Genomic DNA, 18,136 nt, shown 5'->3' with positions numbered 1-18,136 from the left:
CAGCTTATATAACACCAAATATATCAATTTATTTTTAATTGTTAATAGCTTGTTGAATATTGATCTAGCTCCGCGGTCAACTCTAATTTTATAAATAAATCTTCATCTCATCTTCATAATTAGCGATCTTGATCGTTTTTACGCCTAACAATATCCCTTACATTAGATGCGTTAATTTGCTTGTAATTAATTATAAAAACAGCAAATTTTAACCATAAATATATAGGAACGATAAAAAACTCCCTCTTTTTTATTTGATATGAAGGATTCATGATGACCTTAGGTATTGTAACGAACCTCGCCATATTTGTTGGCTTGATCGCATTTCTTTATCACATGCAAAATAAACACTATAGCTTTACTAAACGTGTATTTGCCGGCTTAGGTTTAGGTATCGCTTTTGGTGCCGCACTCCAAGTATTTTATGGCGCAGGCTCTGAGGTCATCAAAACATCGATTGAATATTTTGACATTGTCGGCGTAGGCTATGTTCGCCTACTACAAATGATCATTATTCCATTGGTCATGGTGTCTATCATTTCAGCCATTTTGAAACTCAATGGTGGTACTTCATTAGGTAAAATAAGTAGCCTCACTCTTGGCGTCTTGATAGTTACCACCATGATTGCAGCTTGTGTCGGTATTTTAATGGCACAACTTTTTGGCCTTACGGCTGAAGGCTTAACCTCTGGTGCTGCTGAAATGGCACGCGCTAAGAGCCTTGAATCAACCCTTTCTAATGTAGAAGCAATGTCGTTTGCTAAATTAATGATTGAGTTTATTCCTGCAAACCCATTCTTAGATATGACCGGTGCGCGTCGTACTTCTACTATTGCAGTGGTTATCTTTTCTATTTTCATTGGCTTATCTGCAACCGGTATCGCTAAGAAAAAACCTGAAATTTTCGCCCAATTTGAAAGTTTTATTAAAGTCGCTCAAACGATTGTGATGCGCATGGTAACGTTAGTATTACGTCTAACGCCATTTGGCGTATTAGCACTGATGACTAAAGTGATCTCAGGTTCAAACTATACCGATATCGTTAACCTTGCGAACTTTGTTTTTGCATCATACGCAGCACTAATTCTGATGTTTATGATTCACTTAGCGCTTGTAGCGATGGTTGGTATTAATCCTCTACGTCACTTAAAGAAAATCATTCCAGTACTGGCTTTTGCTTTCACATCACGCACCAGCGCAGGTTCAATACCGATGAACGTGCAAACGCAAGAAAAATGTCTTGGTATTCCATCAGGTATTGCTAACTTTGCCGCATCATTTGGCTCAACAATTGGTCAAAATGGTTGTGCGGGTATTTATCCTGCAATGCTTGCCGTAATGATTGCGCCAACCGTGGGCATTAACCCAATGGATATTGGCTTTCTATGTACTTTAGTCGCCATTATTACCGTGAGTTCTTTTGGTGTCGCTGGTATTGGTGGCGGTGCAACATTTGCGGCACTGATTGTACTATCAGCAATGGATATGCCAGTGGCACTTGCAGGGCTATTAATCTCGATTGAGCCTTTAATTGATATGGGTCGTACAGCACTTAACGTTTCAGGTTCAATCACTGCAGGAACAATTACCAGTAAAGTGATGGGCGAAACAGACATGGCTATCTTTAATAGCGATGATATCGTTAACTTAGATGGCGAAGAATCAGCGGCTTAATCAATATTAAACACTCGTTTAAAGGGAGGTCTATTGCCTCCCTCTTCATTTTTCAAGGAATAAACAATCATATGAAAATTATCATTATTGGTGGTGAAGCCGCTGGCATGAGCGCAGCAGCAAAAGCAAAACGCATTAATCCAACCGCTGAGATTGTTGTTTATGAAGCCTCTAACGTGATCTCTTTTGGTGCTTGTGGCTTACCGTATTATATTGGTGATGAGTTTTCTGACGCCAATTTCATGGCCGAATTCACCCCTGCGCAATTTGCAGAAAAAGGGATCCAAGTATTAACGCAACATCGAGTGGTTAATCTAGACCCGCAACAACAGCAACTTACTGTTGAGCATCAAGGGGAAACACATACCGTTAATTACGATCGTGTAATGATTGCAACAGGCGCAAAAGAAATATTACCTCCAATTATAGGTCTTGAAAAACAAGGGGTTTATTCACTACGTCGTATGCAGGATGGTTTGGATATTAAAACAGCCCTTGCCGATCCATGTTGTCAGCATGTCACTATTATTGGATCAGGTTTTATCGGCTTAGAAGTTGCAGAGGCGATGATCCATCAGGGTAAAACAGTACGCTTAATTGAACGGGCTGCTTGCCTAATTCCGGATGCATTTGATATAGAAATTAGTCAGCACATTCAACCTGAACTTGAACGTGCGGGCGTACAAATTCATCTTAAAGAATCTGTCTGTGAGATCATGGGGGATGATCGCGTAACTAGCATCAAAACTGATAAAGACATTTATGCAACGGACTTAGTAATCTGCTGCACTGGCGTTAAACCCAATACTGATTTTATTGCCGCGACGGGTATTGAACGTTTAGCTAATGGCGCAATCATTATAGATCAACAAGGTAAAACATCGCTTACTAATGTGTGGTCAGCCGGTGATTGTGCCACTATTTGGCATGCGCAATTACAACAACCCGTATATATTCCGCTCGCAACAGGTGCCAATAAAATGGGTCGCTTAGTGGGTGAAAATATCGCAGGGAAAAACCTTAATTATGCCGGCACATTAGGCACAAGCTGTGTCAAAGTATTAGGCTTAGAAGCCGCACGTACAGGACTTTCTGAACGTGAAGCCCAACAAGCAAATATTGATTACAATACCGTATACATCAGCGATAAATGCCACACCAACTACTGTGAAGGCCAGTCACCGCTTTATGTTAAATTGATTTACCGTTCTGATACTAAACAATTACTTGGTGGTCAAATGATCGGTAATAAAGGTGCTGTTCATCGTGTTGATGCCCTTGCTGTTGCCATCAGTCTTGGCGCAACAACAGAACAATTGGGCATGATGGATTTTGCTTACGCCCCTCCTTTTGCACGTACTTGGGATATTATGAATGTCGCTGGTAATGTTGCTAAATAATCCCCAGCTCTAACCACACCAATATATAACTTACAGTCACGTATTTTAATGACGTTTCAACCGTACAATACGTGGCTGTCTTACTGCTCTCTTTTTTCTAATTTTGACCTTTCCACAAATAAACTTCTTATATGCCATTTTTCCTACTAAACGTTAATCCTCGAAAATCCCGATCACACACCTCGAAAAAACAACGTTTTATTATCAAGTTACATATTTCAATCGTATTTTTTGTTAAAAAATAGTTAAAAATAGACTTTATAAACATGAATTCGGTATAAAATTTGTGATGCAACGCAAAATTTAGCAGTTAATCATAATTATTACTTCGCGTTAACAGATGAATAACTGCTACTCTCCGAAGGCACTCTGAATACTCAAGGACAGGGTGAATAAACATAAGGATAAGTTTTAATGACTACAGAAAAGAAAAAAATGTCACTGACTGGCCGAGTTATTCTCGGTATGGTGTTAGGTATTCTGACAGGATTTATGATCCGTTCCCTTTTTGCTGATGTCGCTTTTATTCATAACTACATCGTAGACGGCCTGTTTGATGTTGGTGGCAAAATCTTTATTGCCAGCTTAAAAATGTTGGTTGTTCCTCTTGTTTTCGTATCATTGGTTTGTGGTACTAGTTCATTAAAAGATTTAGCAACACTAGGCCGTTTAGGTGGTAAAACGCTGGCGTTTTATCTAACAACGACAGCCTTAGCGATTACCCTTGCATTGACCATGGCAAATATCTTCCAGCCAGGTGCAGGGGCTGATTTAAGCGCAGCAACAACATTTGCTTCTAAAGAAGCACCATCACTCGGTAGCGTTATTGTTGGTATGTTCCCAACCAACCCTATTAGTGCAATGGCTAATGGTAATACCCTTCAAATTATTGTTTTTGCGGTTTTATTTGGTATTGCAATCAGTGCCGCAGGTAAACCGGGCGAGCGTCTGGCAGCAGTCTTTGCTGATTTAAATGAAGTGATCATGAAGCTAGTCGCATTATTAATGAACATTGCTCCATACGGTGTGTTCTTCTTAATGGCAAAATTGTTCACCGGATTAGGCTTAGATGCGATCTTTAGTTTAATCAACTATTTCTTAGTCTTAGTCGCTGCATTATTACTACATGCATTAGTCACTTACAGCGTGATGCTAAAAGCGTTTACAGGTTTAAGTCCGATAACGTTCTTAAAGAAAATGGAAGATGCTGTGATGTTTGCATTCTCTACCGCATCATCAAACGCAACGATTCCCGTGACAATGGAAACGGCAACCAAGCGTTTAGGTGTTAATAATAAGATTGCATCATTTACTGTTCCACTGGGTGCAACCATTAATATGGACGGCACCGCTATCATGCAAGGTGTGGCTACGGTATTTATTGCCCAAGCGTTTAATATTGACCTGACAATGACTGATTACATCATGGTTATTTTAACGGCAACATTAGCCTCTGTCGGTACGGCGGGTGTTCCGGGGGTTGGTCTTATTATGCTAGCGATGGTACTTAACCAAGTCGGTCTACCGGTTGAAGGTATTGCACTGATTATGGGTGTTGACCGTCTACTTGATATGGTACGTACCGCCGTTAACATCACGGGTGATAGCGTTGTAACCTGTATTGTCGCTAAGTCTGAAGGTGAAATGGATGTTGATCGTTTCAACGATCCACTAGCAGCAACAGAAGATGAGCAAGTACGTTTTCATCCTCAGCCGCAACCACAGAAATCATAACAGCAAGTAAACTTGCGAACACAACATAACTCAAGGGCACATTATGTGCCCTTTTTTTGATTTGGGATATGGGGTTATAGGGACGAGGTATTAGGGACGAGAAACAGCTACTCTCTGATTGATGGTTATGCTTCGAATATAAAAATACCGCCACGATGGACGGTATTTAACAGTATGGCTATTTATGCGTACTCGTACATTATTACATTTTTATTATCTTTATTGCGATATTGTATATTTAACATCATATGGTGTAGCATCAATAATTGTTACAATATAGCCACCAATTGGTAACACTTTCTTGTTTAATGGGAAAAGAAATTCTATGGTATTAGGTGGTAATTGTGAGATGTTAGCATCTCTCTTATTTGCATGTGTGATTGTAATATTACCATTATATCCAGAAGAAATAGTTGATGAACTATTTCCATAACGTGTAAAGACATTCTCATCAGAATGAATAGTTACATCGGTATATCGTAATATTAATTGATTATCTTTTGTCAAACCTTGATATCGTAATTCTGAATGACCTATATTGACTTTTCCACCATAAATATCAGCTTTACCGAATGCATTGGGTAAATCTTTTGTTTTTGCGATACTAAAAAAGCTACCCCCAATAGATGTTGATAATGATGTATTTAAAGCTACATCAACAGTCTTATAATCTTGAATTTGGGCGCATCCAGTTAAAGATAAGGCTACAGCTAATAATATTATTTTCATTTATTTTACGTGGTAGGGATTTTGCTGTTTTATATACAAAAAAAAGAAAGCTGCCAATAAAATAAATGTTACAAAATACGGTATGGGTCTTGTGTACAAGTGTCACCATCTTATGTGGATACACGCGGCAACATCCAGAGATAACAAAGGTCGCTAGGCGACCTCTTAAAAATAAATATTTATAACTGAATATATAATCAAAAAATAATTAAATTTTTATTGGATTTAACATTCATAATATTTTCGGCATTACAACTTTAGGTATCAGATGATAATTTATCGAATCATGTATAGCGCGATGAAGATTATCTCTACCGTTATGATCTAATACTACTTCAGGGCTAGTCCAAACATCTCCAATATCATCTCTAGAAGGAGAATGTGTCATATAGGGTAGACTTGAAATATGGATAGTTACTAATGATTGAATTATTTTTTGGCTAGAAAATAAGCCTCCACGTTTATAAACATTAGCGATTACAGATAAAAATAAATAAAATTTATTTTTTTTAGGATAGTTATCATCACTTTTTAAGGCGAATGCTAAACATAATGAGCCATCAGAGATCATTACAGGAGGATCAACTCGCTCTAATTCATCTCCGTTAGATAGAAATATTTTTTCATACGATGGGAGAATATAAACATCAACATCATATACGAGGGTTGTTGTTGAGATGAAATTATCCGTATCGTAACACAATGGAACATAATTCGCATTACACAGATACCGTCCATCTGGAATTTTCTTTCCTGAGTATAGATTTAAAATATAATCAAATGTATTCATGTTTTTAGTACTATGCTTTTTTATTCTATATATCATGTTAACTCTATAAAATAAACTGTAACTATTTTTTATCAAATAAAATTACTAAAGAATGATTAAGATTACTTAGTTTTTGATATACGTACATGTAATCTGCCAAAGTTCAGTTCTACATACACTTTCCAAAATACTTTCAATACGTTATGCCAGTTACTTGCGCTACTTCTTCAATTGATCAGAACCGCTTTAATTCCATCCCAATCTTCTTATTTTTAAAGCTATAAAACCTCATCATTCAACATTTAGTATTACTTTTTGCTAAAAACAGCCCTATTTAACAGTATGCATATTATGCGATCCAATACGATCTCTATTCATATAAAAAGTATCGCTTACGTCTTATTTTGATAAGTTTTCTTCAAAATAATTAGCCTAAACATGGTGTATTTAATTTGTTACTCATGTTAACAACAATGAAAGCACCTAATTGGCGATACTTAACAGTCATAATCCCTAAAATAGATAAAATTATCCCTACAATACGTGATTAGTAGATTCCCTATCGCCCTCGCGGGCATTCGCTGTAGAGAATGACGGGGTTGGGCTTGGCATTTATTATAGAGAGTGACGAGATTGGGCTTGGTATTCACTGCTGCTTTTTTCGAATAAATAACAAAAATATGACTCACTGTCTCATCTATAATACCGAGTGATAAATAAATAACACCACCAGTGATAAAATTATCGTTAAATAAACTCATACAGAATAAATTAAGAGACGACATGACTGAATTTGAAAAAATGTTAGCTGGCAAAGACTTTGATGCTGGCTCAGATTGTATTGAGAATATTCGTCAAAATGCATTAAATCTATTACAGACTATTAACCAAAATATAGATAACTCTCAGCGTGATGAACTGTTTCAACAGCTAATGGGTAATATTTCGCCATCCAGTATTGTGCGCTCACCGTTTTATTGTGAATTTGGTAAGACAATTTCGATTGGAGAAAACACCTACATCAACATGAATGTCACTATGTTAGATGGTGCTAAAATCACTATTGGTAACAATGTCTTAATTGGTCCAAATACACAATTTTACTGTGCAAGTCATGACTTAGATTATCGTAATCGCCGTAATTGGAAAACTATCTGGGATACAATTACGATTGAAGATGATGTATGGGTTGGCGGCAACGTGGTAATCAATCAAGGTGTGACCATTGGCGCACGCTCTGTTATTGCAGCAAATTCTATGGTTAATTGCGATGTACCCGCCGATTCTCTTTATGGTGGTACACCTGCAAAATTAATTAGAGTTATTCACGAAAATCAATAGAAAATAACAAAGGGCACCCAATGTGCCCTTTGTTAGCGTACTTAATATAATACAACCAACAACCGCAATGGATAAATTAGTGTGTATTACGAACTAAATCGGCGACTGTTAATGCCGCAGTATTGGTGTAACGACCATTATCAATACTTGGTAGTGCCACTTTACCGCTATTTACTAACTCCGCCATTCGTTGTTGATCGGCTTGTGAGGTTGATAAACCAATAACCGACCAATCATTTTCAGCTTTACCTGTAATATGGCCTTTTTTAACCTCACGAATATAGCGCATGGTTAATTGACGAATAGTGCCCGCTTCAGTGCCGTAATGGGCTTTTGAATCAAACAGCACCTTAAATTTACGTCCTTCAAGTACTCCACCTTTTTTCGTTAAATGTCCCATACGGTAGCTATTCATACCTAAGTTAATAGTTTGTGCATCCGTAACGGGCTTGCCATTCATTTTAAGGTTGGTAATACGATGACCAGCAGCTTTGGTTAAGTCAATTTGATAAGTAACACCACCGAAAATATCGTGAGTACTGTATTTTGATGAGCGTCGTTTCGCATCAAAGCTGTAGGTTAAATCATTAGGCTTCACACTATTAAAATAGCCCGCTGACCATTCCATATATGTTTTTAAATCTTTTCCCGTCATTTCATAAACCGTATATTCACCACCTGCATATTCATAGTTAAAGTTAATATCTTTAACTTTAATATCGCCAACAGGTAACGATGGATTCATATTATCAAGGTGAACGGCAATAACATTGGCTTGCGGAGCAAAATAAAAACCAACTTCTTGGAAAAGTGACGTTAATCCAGTGTCGTGTAATTGGCTATCTGGAATGCCTTTAATGGTATTTTTCGGTACAAGGTCTTGCCCTGCTAATTGACCAATAACTTTATTAGCATCTTGCTGAAGCTTATGATGATAAGGCTTAAAGATAGTTTCCATCGACATGTCCGATGGTAATTTATTCATATTGTAAGTGAAGCTATCTTTGTTGATCAGGGTATATTTTCCCTGATTATCTTTTTTAAAATTCAAATCAATACGAGATAACGCACGACCATATTTATACGGTTCAGTAATAATAACGCCATTGATCATCGCCTTATCTACTTTAACGTGCATATGACCCGCAACAATGGCGGCTAACTCTGGGTTGGCACGCGCAATATCACCGACACCAGTATCAGCAATATTATTTTCATTATCGATACCCATATGCGCCACTAAAATAATCGCATCTGTCTTATCTTTAATTTTGGTTATGACTTTTTTAACTTCCAAACTTGGGTTACTAAAGGTCAAATCTTGCAACCGATCACTGCCATTAGCAAAAGCGGCGATCATGGGTGTATCCATCCCTATGATGCCAATTTTAATACCTTTACGTTCAACGATTTTATAAGCCGGTAAAAAAGGAGAGGTCGCATTATGGAAAATATTACCCGCAAGTGGTGTACCGTTAAAAGTGGTAATGGTATTTTTAAGTGCTTTCAAGCCAAAATCAAATTCATGATTACCTAATACATAAGCATCATATTTTAATTGATTAAAGCCTAACATCATTGGGCTAATGGGATCATTTTTAAAGGTTTCAATATTATTCCCCTGAATCGCATCACCTGCATCGACGAGTATAATCTCAGGATCTTGCTTTCTTAACTCGCCCACTTTGGTCGCAATTTGGCTCAAACTACCAGACAAATTAGGCTTATCGGTTGTGTAATCCCAAGGAATAAATCGTCCATGAAGATCAGATGTACCTAAAATTGTAATATCGACTTGTTCTGCATAAACAGCGGGGGAACTTACTAGAAGGGAAAATAATACTGTTTTATAAATATTCTTATTCATTACTTGAATTACTCATCCGTTGATTTAAACCACCTATGGCATAAGAGCATAATTATACACAGTCAAATATATTAATATTCCAAAAATGCATATTAATTATGTGGTTTATGGCGGAATATTTACATTTAGCGTAAAAGATAGAGTTTAAAGAATAAGAACCAATGTATTCGATGTAAGGGAAAGTAATCACATTATTGCTTTGAAATATCGAAACCTATAACAAAGGTCGCCTAAGCGACCTTTATTAAGTATTAAATTTAACGCCGCAGCTTACAGCAAAATTTATTATACGTATTATCCATTCTACCAATACATTCTTGAGTGGTTATCTCATCTATACGATGTTGAGATTTATAATTATTTAGCTCTCGCTCTAAAAGATATAATGTATTTTCAACCGCTATTGCAGCATGAGGTTTATTAATAATAATAATCGCTAGTTGTTTAACTAACTTGTCGTAATACTGTTGCGGCATGTAATTATCCCTAACAAAAAATCTCAAAAAACCCAAATACTAAAGAAGCAATATTTTACATTCATATCCAATATTTAACGAGTCTATCTGATAAAAAACATAATAAAGATTGGATATGTTTTTAATATTTTTACAAAGTAATCAGCAATCTTATACTTTGAAATCAATACTCACCTTCTCGATACTCATGATCTCTATCTTTTATCCCTTTAAATCTCACGATTTTTTTCCATAAAAAAACCCAGCCTATCGACTGGGTTCTTTAATTTAATGCTTATTGCAGTATCAGTAATTAACCGATGTGCGTTGCATTACGCATGTATTTACGAAGTACTTCAGGGATCATAATACGGCCATCTGCTTCTTGATTATTTTCAAGAATAGCAACCATAGTACGACCAACAGCTAAACCAGAACCGTTTAGGGTGTGTAGTAGCTCAGGCTTCTTCTCGCCTTTACGACGGAAACGTGCTTGCATACGACGCGCTTGGAAATCCCACATGTTTGAACATGAAGAAATCTCGCGGTAAGTTTCTTGAGCAGGAACCCACACTTCTAAGTCGTAAGTTTTGCAAGAACCAAAGCCCATATCGCCAGTACAAAGTACGACTTTACGGTAAGGTAGCTCTAGAAGTTGTAGTACTTTCTCAGCGTGACCCGTTAGTTCTTCAAGTGCAGCCATTGAATCTTCAGGGCGAGTGATCTGAACTAGCTCAACTTTATCGAACTGGTGCATACGAATAAGACCACGTGTATCACGACCGTAAGAACCCGCTTCTGAACGGAAACATGGCGTGTGTGCAGTCATCTTGATTGGCAAATCTGCTTCATCAGTAATGGTGTCACGCATCATGTTAGTAACAGGCACTTCTGCTGTTGGAATTAATGAAAGCACGCGTGGCTCTTCATCATTCACTTTTTCTGTTAGCGGTTGAGTGTGGAATAGATCTTCACCAAATTTAGGTAATTGACCTGTACCAAATAGGCTATCAGCGTTTACTAGGTACGGTACATACATTTCTGTGTAACCGTGTTCTTCAGTGTGAAGATCTAGCATGAACTGTGCAATTGCGCGGTGTAGACGAGCAAATTGACCTTTCATTACGATAAAACGTGCGCCTGTAATTTTCACAGCACTTGCGAAATCAAGACCACCAGCCATTTCGCCAAGATCAACGTGATCTTTTACTTCGAAGTCGTAAGCTTTTGGCTGACCCCAACGAAATACTTCTACGTTTTCTGACTCATCTTTACCTGTTGGTACTGACTCATCAGCAATGTTTGGTAGCATTTGAGTGATAGTATCAAGTTGACTTTGAAGCTCAGCTAATGCTGTTTTTGCTTCATCAAGCTCAGAACCTAGGTTGCCGACTTCTGCCATAATACGCTCAGCTTCAGCGTGATCACCTTTCGCTTTTGCCTGACCAATCGACTTCGATCGCGAGTTACGCTGTGCTTGAAGCTCTTCTGTTTTTACTTGAAGAGACTTACGTTGCTCTTCTAAGTTGCGTAAAGTTTCTACATCAAGGTTAAAACCACGACGCGCGAGTTTTGCAGCTGTTTCATCCAGCTCAGTTCGAAGTAATTTAGAATCTAGCATGCTAATCCTGTGCTCTTAATAGTCTGAAATGCGCGTTATTTAGGCATTTCTTATTAAAATAGTTGTAGTTGGGAGGCAACCCTAACAAATTGTTGCCAATCACTTAACGATACCCAAAAAGCCTTATTATTGGTAGCGCTTTAGCGGGCTTTTTGCATCTAAAGAAGCCAGATAATCCAACTTTTCTGATATTTTTATCTCTAGACCCCGTTTTGAAGGCTGATAATAAACCCGATCACGAATTTCACGCGGTAAATACACTTCACCGGGAGCATAAGCACCAGGTTCATCATGAGCATAACGATAACCTTCACCATAACCCAATTCTTTCATCAATTTGGTCGGTGCATTACGCAAATGTGGCGGTACTTCAAAATCAGGAAATTCACGCGCATCGGCTTTCGCTAAATTGAACGCAACATACACCGCATTACTTTTAGCCGCACAGGCTAAATAGACAATAGCTTGGGCTATCGCGCGTTCACCTTCATACGCGCCTACACGGGTATAACAATCCCATGCCGACACCGCAACTTGCATCGCTCGCGGATCCGCATTACCAATATCTTCTGAAGCTATTGCTAATAATCGACGGGCAACATATAACGGATCACACCCCGCTTGAAGCATTCTCGCAAACCAATACAGCGCACCATCGGCATTTGAACCACGAATAGATTTATGTACCGCAGAAATCATGTCGTACCAAAGATCGCCTTTGTTATCAAACCGAGCAACTTTTTCACCCGTGACTTCGGCTAATAACTCAACCGTAATTTGCTTAATGCCCTTGTTATCTTCTTCAGCCATATCAATCAACTGTTCAAGATAGTTTAGCGACATTCGCGCATCACCCCGTACAAATTGCGCTAATTGCTGTTTTACTTCACCAACAAACACAAAATCAGTTTCAGTAATTCCACGTTCTTTATCCGTAAGAGCTTGTTCGATCACTTCAAGAATTTCATCGTCTTCAAGGGATTTTAATTTATACACTCGCGCACGAGATAACAGTGCGTTATTAAGCTCAAACGAGGGATTTTCAGTAGTCGCGCCAATAAAGGTAACAGTGCCATCTTCAATGTGCGGTAAAAAGGCATCTTGCTGACTTTTATTAAACCGATGCACCTCATCAACAAATAGGATAGTCCGTCTGCCAGCCATTTTATTATCCCGCGCTTTATCTATCGCAGCACGAATATCTTTGATGCCAGAAGTAACTGCAGATACTCGCTCAACTTCAGCATTAGCATAATTAGCAGCAACTTCAGCCAACGTGGTTTTACCGGTACCGGGTGGTCCCCATAGAATCATTGAATGCAGTTGGCCTGCTTTTAATGCTCGGCGTAATGGCTTACCTTCGCCAAGAATATGTTGTTGACCAATATATTCCTCTACCGTTCTTGGCCGCATTCTTGCAGCCAATGGTCTAAAATCTGAGGAAAAATCTAGGCTGAAATTATTCAATATAATGACTCCCTAAGACAGAAAAAGGTGGCTTATTCGCCACCTTTCTCATAATAAAATTCAATGATAATTAGTTACGTTGGTCATCTAACTCCACACCTTTAGGCGGTGTAAAAGTAAATAAACTTGCAGCTGGCGTCGTGCGTTTAAAATCATTCAATACATATTGACTGCGTTGACCATCCGTTTCAACAACGGAGAAATTTCGTACATCACCCGCTTTTGATACCGTGATCACGAATTTATCCATTGATGAGGTTTTATCTTTTGGTGTTAGCGTAAATGTATCCACCAATTGAGCAACATTATACTTCGACCAATCACTCGCACTATTTGTTGTTAATAATACAAATGGCGTTTGCTCAGTAGCATCTTTTAGCCACATTGCCGTTACTTGCTCAACAAACGGACTGTAATACCATACGGTTTTACCATCAGAAACTAACAGGCTTTCATCAGGTGTTTTGGTCTTCCAACGAAATAGATTAGGGCGTTTAATCGATAAATCGCCAGTACCATTGACTAAAACCTCACCATCTGGGCTGGTAACTTTTTGAGTAAAGTTAGCGCTAAATGCATTCACTTTATCAAGACGGCTACTTAGTGCTTGTTGCGGCGTTGCAGCCCATGCACTTGACGCAACCAACATTGGCGCGGCAACTAGCATGCTCATTACGAGTTTCTTCATCATATTCGCTAACCTCTTTAGTATTAAACCGCTGTGACAATCACTATCACAGCGGCTTTATTTACACTTTAGTGCTTATAGATTGTTACCAATTAATCGTGATGTTGTACTGGCGGTGGTGCTAACACTTCACGATTAGCATTATGCCCCGGAGCACTCACGATGCCATGCGCTTGTAATTGATCAACAATACGTGCGGCACGGTTATAGCCAATCTTAAATCGACGTTGTACGCCTGAAATAGACGCTCGACGTGTTTCTGTAACAAAGACGGCTACTTCATCAAACAACTGATCTAAATCATCCTCACCAGACGGTGCTTCTCCAGGAAGTAAACCATCCGCGCCTTGGTTTGAATCAATAATACTTTCTATATATTGAGGTCGACCACGTGCTTTCCAATCATTAACGACATTATGTACATCTTCATCAGAAGCAAATGCACCATGCACACGAATAGTATGACTTTGACCCGACGGTAAGTACAACATATCACCCATACCAAGCAAGGTTTCAGCACCACCTTGATCAAGGATAGTCCGTGAGTCTGTTTTAGTTGATACTGTAAATGCCATTCGCGTTGGAATATTAGCTTTAATCAAACCAGTGATAACATCAACGGATGGTCGTTGGGTGGCTAATACTAAGTGAATACCGGCTGCACGTGCTTTTTGTGCTAAACGTGCAATTAGCTCTTCCACTTTTTTACCAACAACCATCATCAAATCAGCAAATTCATCGACGATAACCACAATACTTGGCATTTTTTCCAGTAATGGTGGGTATTCATCCATGGTATCACCCGCTTTCCACAATGGATCGTGGATTGGATGCCCTGCTGCAGCTGCTTCTTCTAGTCTCGCGTTATAACCGGCAAGGCTACGTACGCCACATTTTGCCATTAACTTATAACGGCGTTCCATTTCACCAACACACCAACGCAATGCATTACCTGCATCCTTCATGTCAGTAACAACTTCTGTCAATAAATGTGGAATACCTTCATAAATAGATAATTCCAACATTTTCGGGTCGATCATAATAAAACGGCAATCTTCAGGCTTACATTTATACAGCAAGCTCAAAATCATTACGTTTACACCCACAGATTTACCCGAACCTGTGGTACCTGCAACCAATAAGTGTGGCATTTTACTTAAATCAGCAACAACAGCTTCGCCCGCAATATTGTTACCAAGCACGATAGGCAGTGCTCCACCGACATTTTGGAATTGCTCACTGGCAATCACTTCTGACATAAAGACCGTCTCACGGCTTTTATTCGGCAGTTCTAAACCAATGTAAGGTTTACCCGGGATCACTTCAACCACGCGTACTGATGTCGTTGATAATGCACGTGCTAAATCTTTTGATAGCCCAGAAATACGACTAACTTTTACCCCAGGAGCAAGATCTAATTCATAGCGCGTAATCACTGGACCGGGATAAATACCTTTAACTTGAGCTTTGATTTTGTAATCAGCAAGTTTTGATTCAATCAAGGTTGCAATCGCCTGCAACTCTTCATCTGAGGCTTTATCAACCGTTTTACGTGGAGGCTGTAATAAATCTAATGTTGGCATTGGTGATGTGGGAACGGGAAGATCAGGCTCTGTTTGCATTAAGAACGGATTATCTAATCCAGCAAGATGCGCTTGTTCTTTTTGCTTATCACGAATACGTTTTAGGAAAATTTCGTCATCTGTTAATCCCTCTTCTGAGGTATCAACATTCGCCGTCGGTGTAAAAGACGCCGCAACAGGTTCAGCATAAACTTGTGATACCGCTGGTTGCTCGCTAACAACGCTATTAATCACATGTTGTGTTTGCTCATCTACAGCAACAGTAAAGTCTTCATCTTTTTCAAGTTCACGCTCAAGCGCAGAAACCGATAAACCTTGCATAGGTGCAGCTTGTTCTACTGACGCTACGTATGGTTGAGGCTCAACTTGTAGTATAGCTTGCTCTACTGGCGCTACATACGGTTGAGGTTCAACTTGTGGTATAGCTTGTTCTACTGGCACTACATACGGTTGAGGTTCAACATGCGGTACTGCTTGTTCTACTGACGCTACATACGGTTGAGGTTCAACATGCGGTACTGCTTGTTCTACTGGCGCTACATACGGTTGAGGTTCAATTTGTGGTGCGACTTGTTCTACTGACGCTACATACGGTTGAGGTTCAACTTGTGGTGCGACTTGTTCTACTGGCGCTACATACGGTTGAGGTTCAACTTGTGGTGCGACTTGTTCTACTGGCGCTACATACGGCTGAGGTTCAACTTGTGGCGCGACTTGTTCTACTGGCGCTACGTATGGCTGAGGTTCAACATGCGGTACTACTTGTTCTGCTGGCGCTACATACGGTTGAGGTTCAACGGGTGTGACAGTATCCATTAAAGGATCTACGGCAACGGTTGAGCGAATAATTGGCGTTGTATGTGCGGCGGTATAAACCGGATCTTTACGCTCAAAAGAAGGTGCGACAGAATGAGAAGGCTGAGTATAAGATGATAATAATGGATCATCTTGTCCATCATTAACGTCATGCAGATGCTTAGCATAAGGCATATCCGCTTCAGCAACAATTTCAGTGGCAAACGGACGCATCATTTCATGTTTATCTGAACGTAACTTATTCAGTATCCACGTTAGGCTTGATAACGTTTTTTCACCCAATTGATCAACAATTGTTGTCCATGATACGCCGGTAAATAAGGTAAAACCAATCGCCCATGCGAACATCAGCAGCAAAGTTGCCCCTAATGCATTCAATAATGGTAGTGATACATTAGCAACCACATCACCAATTACACCGCCCGATGAAAAATACCAAATATCATCAAAGTTAAGATCTGCTAATCCACAACTGCTTAAAATTAATAACATTAATCCTAACCAACGTGTACCGTAGACCATATAATCCAATGACAGCATTCTGGTGCGACGAAGGAAAATAAACCACCCTAATGACACTAAGACAACAGGAATAATATAAGCCAGTGATCCAAAAATAAAGAATAGTGTATCTGCGACTAATGCCCCAAACGAACCGGCTTTATTCTGAACGACACCTTCCCAAGCAGTCTGCGACCAAGATGGATCAGCAGGATTAAATGTGACGAGTGCTACCATCATATAAATGGCAACCAAAATACTGATGATCAAAAAACCTTCAATAATGCGTTGCCCACCTGATAAACGCATTTTGGGCAGTTTTTTACCTTTAAACTTCCTCAAGAATAACTCCGGTGTTTCTATCAAATTCGAATGTTTTGCCAACATGCTGATATTTTCAACAACCACTTAACGACTTTGCTGTTAATAACAACCCTGTATCAAATACCCAGCAATATCGTCGGCAAACTCACAAATATAAAGTGAATATCTTAATGCCATCATTCTATACTAAAAGACCACATTGTCTGTGTTCGTCGCCCTTTAAAATAAAATTTTTTTAAGAATCAGCAATAAAAGCAAATTCTCACATAACAATTTACCGCTATTTATTTTAGACGCTCAGTAAACAAATAAATTCATCATTATGTCAATTCATCGATCCGTTTGGATAATTAAACATCAATTATTATTTTTATAGCGCATAAACAAATACACCCTGAATAACAATAAGGTCATTCAGGGTGTAATATTTGTCAGTTTTGGATCAATATAGACACCAATATTTATCGTGTCTTAATAACCAAGTTATTGCTTTGCTTAACTTCTTCCATAACCACATAAGTGCGAGTATCGTTAACGCCAGGAAGACGTAGCAAGGTTTCACCAAGCAATTTACGGTAAGCAGACATGTCTGATACACGTGTTTTCAACAAATAGTCAAAATCACCAGACACTAAATGACATTCTTGAATATCCTCTAGTTCTTGTACCGACTTATTAAACTGCTCAAAAACATCTGGTGCACCACGATTTAGTGTAATTTCAACAAACACTAATAATGAAGCATCAAGAAACTGTGGGTTTAATAATGCAGTATAACCGCTGATATAGCCTTGACGTTCTAACCGACGCACACGCTCTAAACATGGCGTTGGTGATAAACCAACACGCTTAGAAAGCTCGACATTTGAAATTCGACCATCTTTTTGTAGTTCATTCAAAATATTACGGTCTATGCGATCCAATTCCTTGGATGGTTTCTTTTTGGTATCTACCATTTTTTATTCCACCTTCTCACTTCCTTGCAAAAAAATATACTACATATTGTCTATTTTTAGAATCAAATACTCTAATAGTCACGCAATCTGTGATAAATATCAGACGATCATGCTTTTTAATGACGATTTTGTTAAATAGTATTTCATTCTTATAGCGTTAGTTATCCTTAATATCCAAGGATTACACTAAAAGTAGCGCATCAAAAACAAA

The 18,136-nt window shown here is 38.8% G+C and carries 12 protein-coding genes and 1 pseudogene; 4 read left to right on the top strand and 9 right to left on the bottom strand.

All coding sequences use genetic code 11. From position 1 onward, the window contains the following. Positions 1 to 273 precede the first annotated feature (273 nt). From OC457_RS04825 to OC457_RS04815, 3 genes are all read left to right on the top strand, one after another. The gene (locus OC457_RS04825) at positions 274 to 1,674 is read left to right on the top strand and encodes an L-cystine transporter (RefSeq protein WP_080173557.1); all 1,401 of its coding nucleotides are present in this window, start codon (positions 274 to 276) and stop codon (positions 1,672 to 1,674) included. A gap of 71 nt (positions 1,675 to 1,745) precedes the next feature. Further along, positions 1,746 to 3,074: a CoA-disulfide reductase gene (locus OC457_RS04820; protein ID WP_080173555.1), complete on the top strand. Its 1,329-nt coding sequence runs from the start codon at positions 1,746 to 1,748 to the stop codon at positions 3,072 to 3,074. A 414-nt stretch (positions 3,075 to 3,488) separates the two neighbouring features. Continuing rightward, positions 3,489 to 4,808, top strand: a complete 1,320-nt coding sequence (locus OC457_RS04815) for a dicarboxylate/amino acid:cation symporter (RefSeq protein ID WP_080173553.1) — start codon at positions 3,489 to 3,491, stop codon at positions 4,806 to 4,808. Positions 4,809 to 5,027: 219 nt separating this feature from the next. On the opposite strand, the gene OC457_RS04810 is transcribed toward OC457_RS04815, so the two are convergent. Both OC457_RS04810 and OC457_RS04805 read right to left on the bottom strand, forming a co-directional pair. Further along, positions 5,028 to 5,537, bottom strand: coding sequence for a peptidase (locus OC457_RS04810; RefSeq protein ID WP_080173551.1), 510 nt, complete (start codon positions 5,535 to 5,537; stop codon positions 5,028 to 5,030). 232 nt (positions 5,538 to 5,769) lie between these two features. After that, positions 5,770 to 6,327 (bottom strand): hypothetical protein, encoded by a 558-nt coding sequence (locus tag OC457_RS04805; RefSeq protein WP_144379577.1) that lies wholly within the window; start codon positions 6,325 to 6,327, stop codon positions 5,770 to 5,772. Positions 6,328 to 7,089: 762 nt separating this feature from the next. Here OC457_RS04805 and OC457_RS04800 point away from each other — a divergent pair. Next, positions 7,090 to 7,647 (top strand): sugar O-acetyltransferase, encoded by a 558-nt coding sequence (locus tag OC457_RS04800; protein WP_080173548.1) that lies wholly within the window; start codon positions 7,090 to 7,092, stop codon positions 7,645 to 7,647. A 91-nt stretch (positions 7,648 to 7,738) separates the two neighbouring features. On the opposite strand, the pseudogene OC457_RS04795 reads toward OC457_RS04800, so the two are convergent. The 7 genes and pseudogenes from OC457_RS04795 to lrp form a co-directional block, all read right to left on the bottom strand. Then, positions 7,739 to 9,502: pseudogene (locus OC457_RS04795) on the bottom strand (bifunctional metallophosphatase/5'-nucleotidase); the annotation flags it as partial. A 269-nt stretch (positions 9,503 to 9,771) separates the two neighbouring features. Then, on the bottom strand, positions 9,772 to 9,990 hold the full coding sequence (locus tag OC457_RS04790; protein ID WP_080173545.1) for a hypothetical protein: 219 nt from the start codon (positions 9,988 to 9,990) through the stop codon (positions 9,772 to 9,774). A 292-nt stretch (positions 9,991 to 10,282) separates the two neighbouring features. Beyond that, positions 10,283 to 11,590: a serine--tRNA ligase gene (serS, locus tag OC457_RS04785; RefSeq protein WP_080173543.1), complete on the bottom strand. Its 1,308-nt coding sequence runs from the start codon at positions 11,588 to 11,590 to the stop codon at positions 10,283 to 10,285. Positions 11,591 to 11,716: 126 nt separating this feature from the next. Then, entirely contained in the window at positions 11,717 to 13,063 is a 1,347-nt protein-coding gene (locus tag OC457_RS04780; RefSeq protein WP_306341380.1) for a replication-associated recombination protein A, read from the bottom strand. Between the two features lie 64 nt (positions 13,064 to 13,127). Continuing rightward, a complete protein-coding gene (gene lolA / locus OC457_RS04775; RefSeq protein WP_080173539.1) occupies positions 13,128 to 13,748 on the bottom strand; it encodes an outer membrane lipoprotein chaperone LolA in 621 nt (206 codons plus the stop codon). 89 nt (positions 13,749 to 13,837) lie between these two features. Beyond that, positions 13,838 to 16,954 (bottom strand): DNA translocase FtsK 4TM domain-containing protein, encoded by a 3,117-nt coding sequence (locus OC457_RS04770; RefSeq protein ID WP_080173537.1) that lies wholly within the window; start codon positions 16,952 to 16,954, stop codon positions 13,838 to 13,840. A gap of 476 nt (positions 16,955 to 17,430) precedes the next feature. Beyond that, complete coding sequence (gene lrp / locus OC457_RS04765) at positions 17,431 to 17,925, bottom strand: leucine-responsive transcriptional regulator Lrp (protein ID WP_005368765.1); 495 nt, start codon at positions 17,923 to 17,925, stop codon at positions 17,431 to 17,433. Positions 17,926 to 18,136 lie beyond the last annotated feature (211 nt).

The organism is Photobacterium toruni, from assembly GCF_024529955.1.
GTDB classification, from domain to species: Bacteria; Pseudomonadota; Gammaproteobacteria; order Enterobacterales; family Vibrionaceae; genus Photobacterium; species Photobacterium toruni.
The sequence above is the reverse complement of the archived record's forward strand: the minus strand, read 5'-3'. Positions and strand labels throughout refer to the sequence as shown.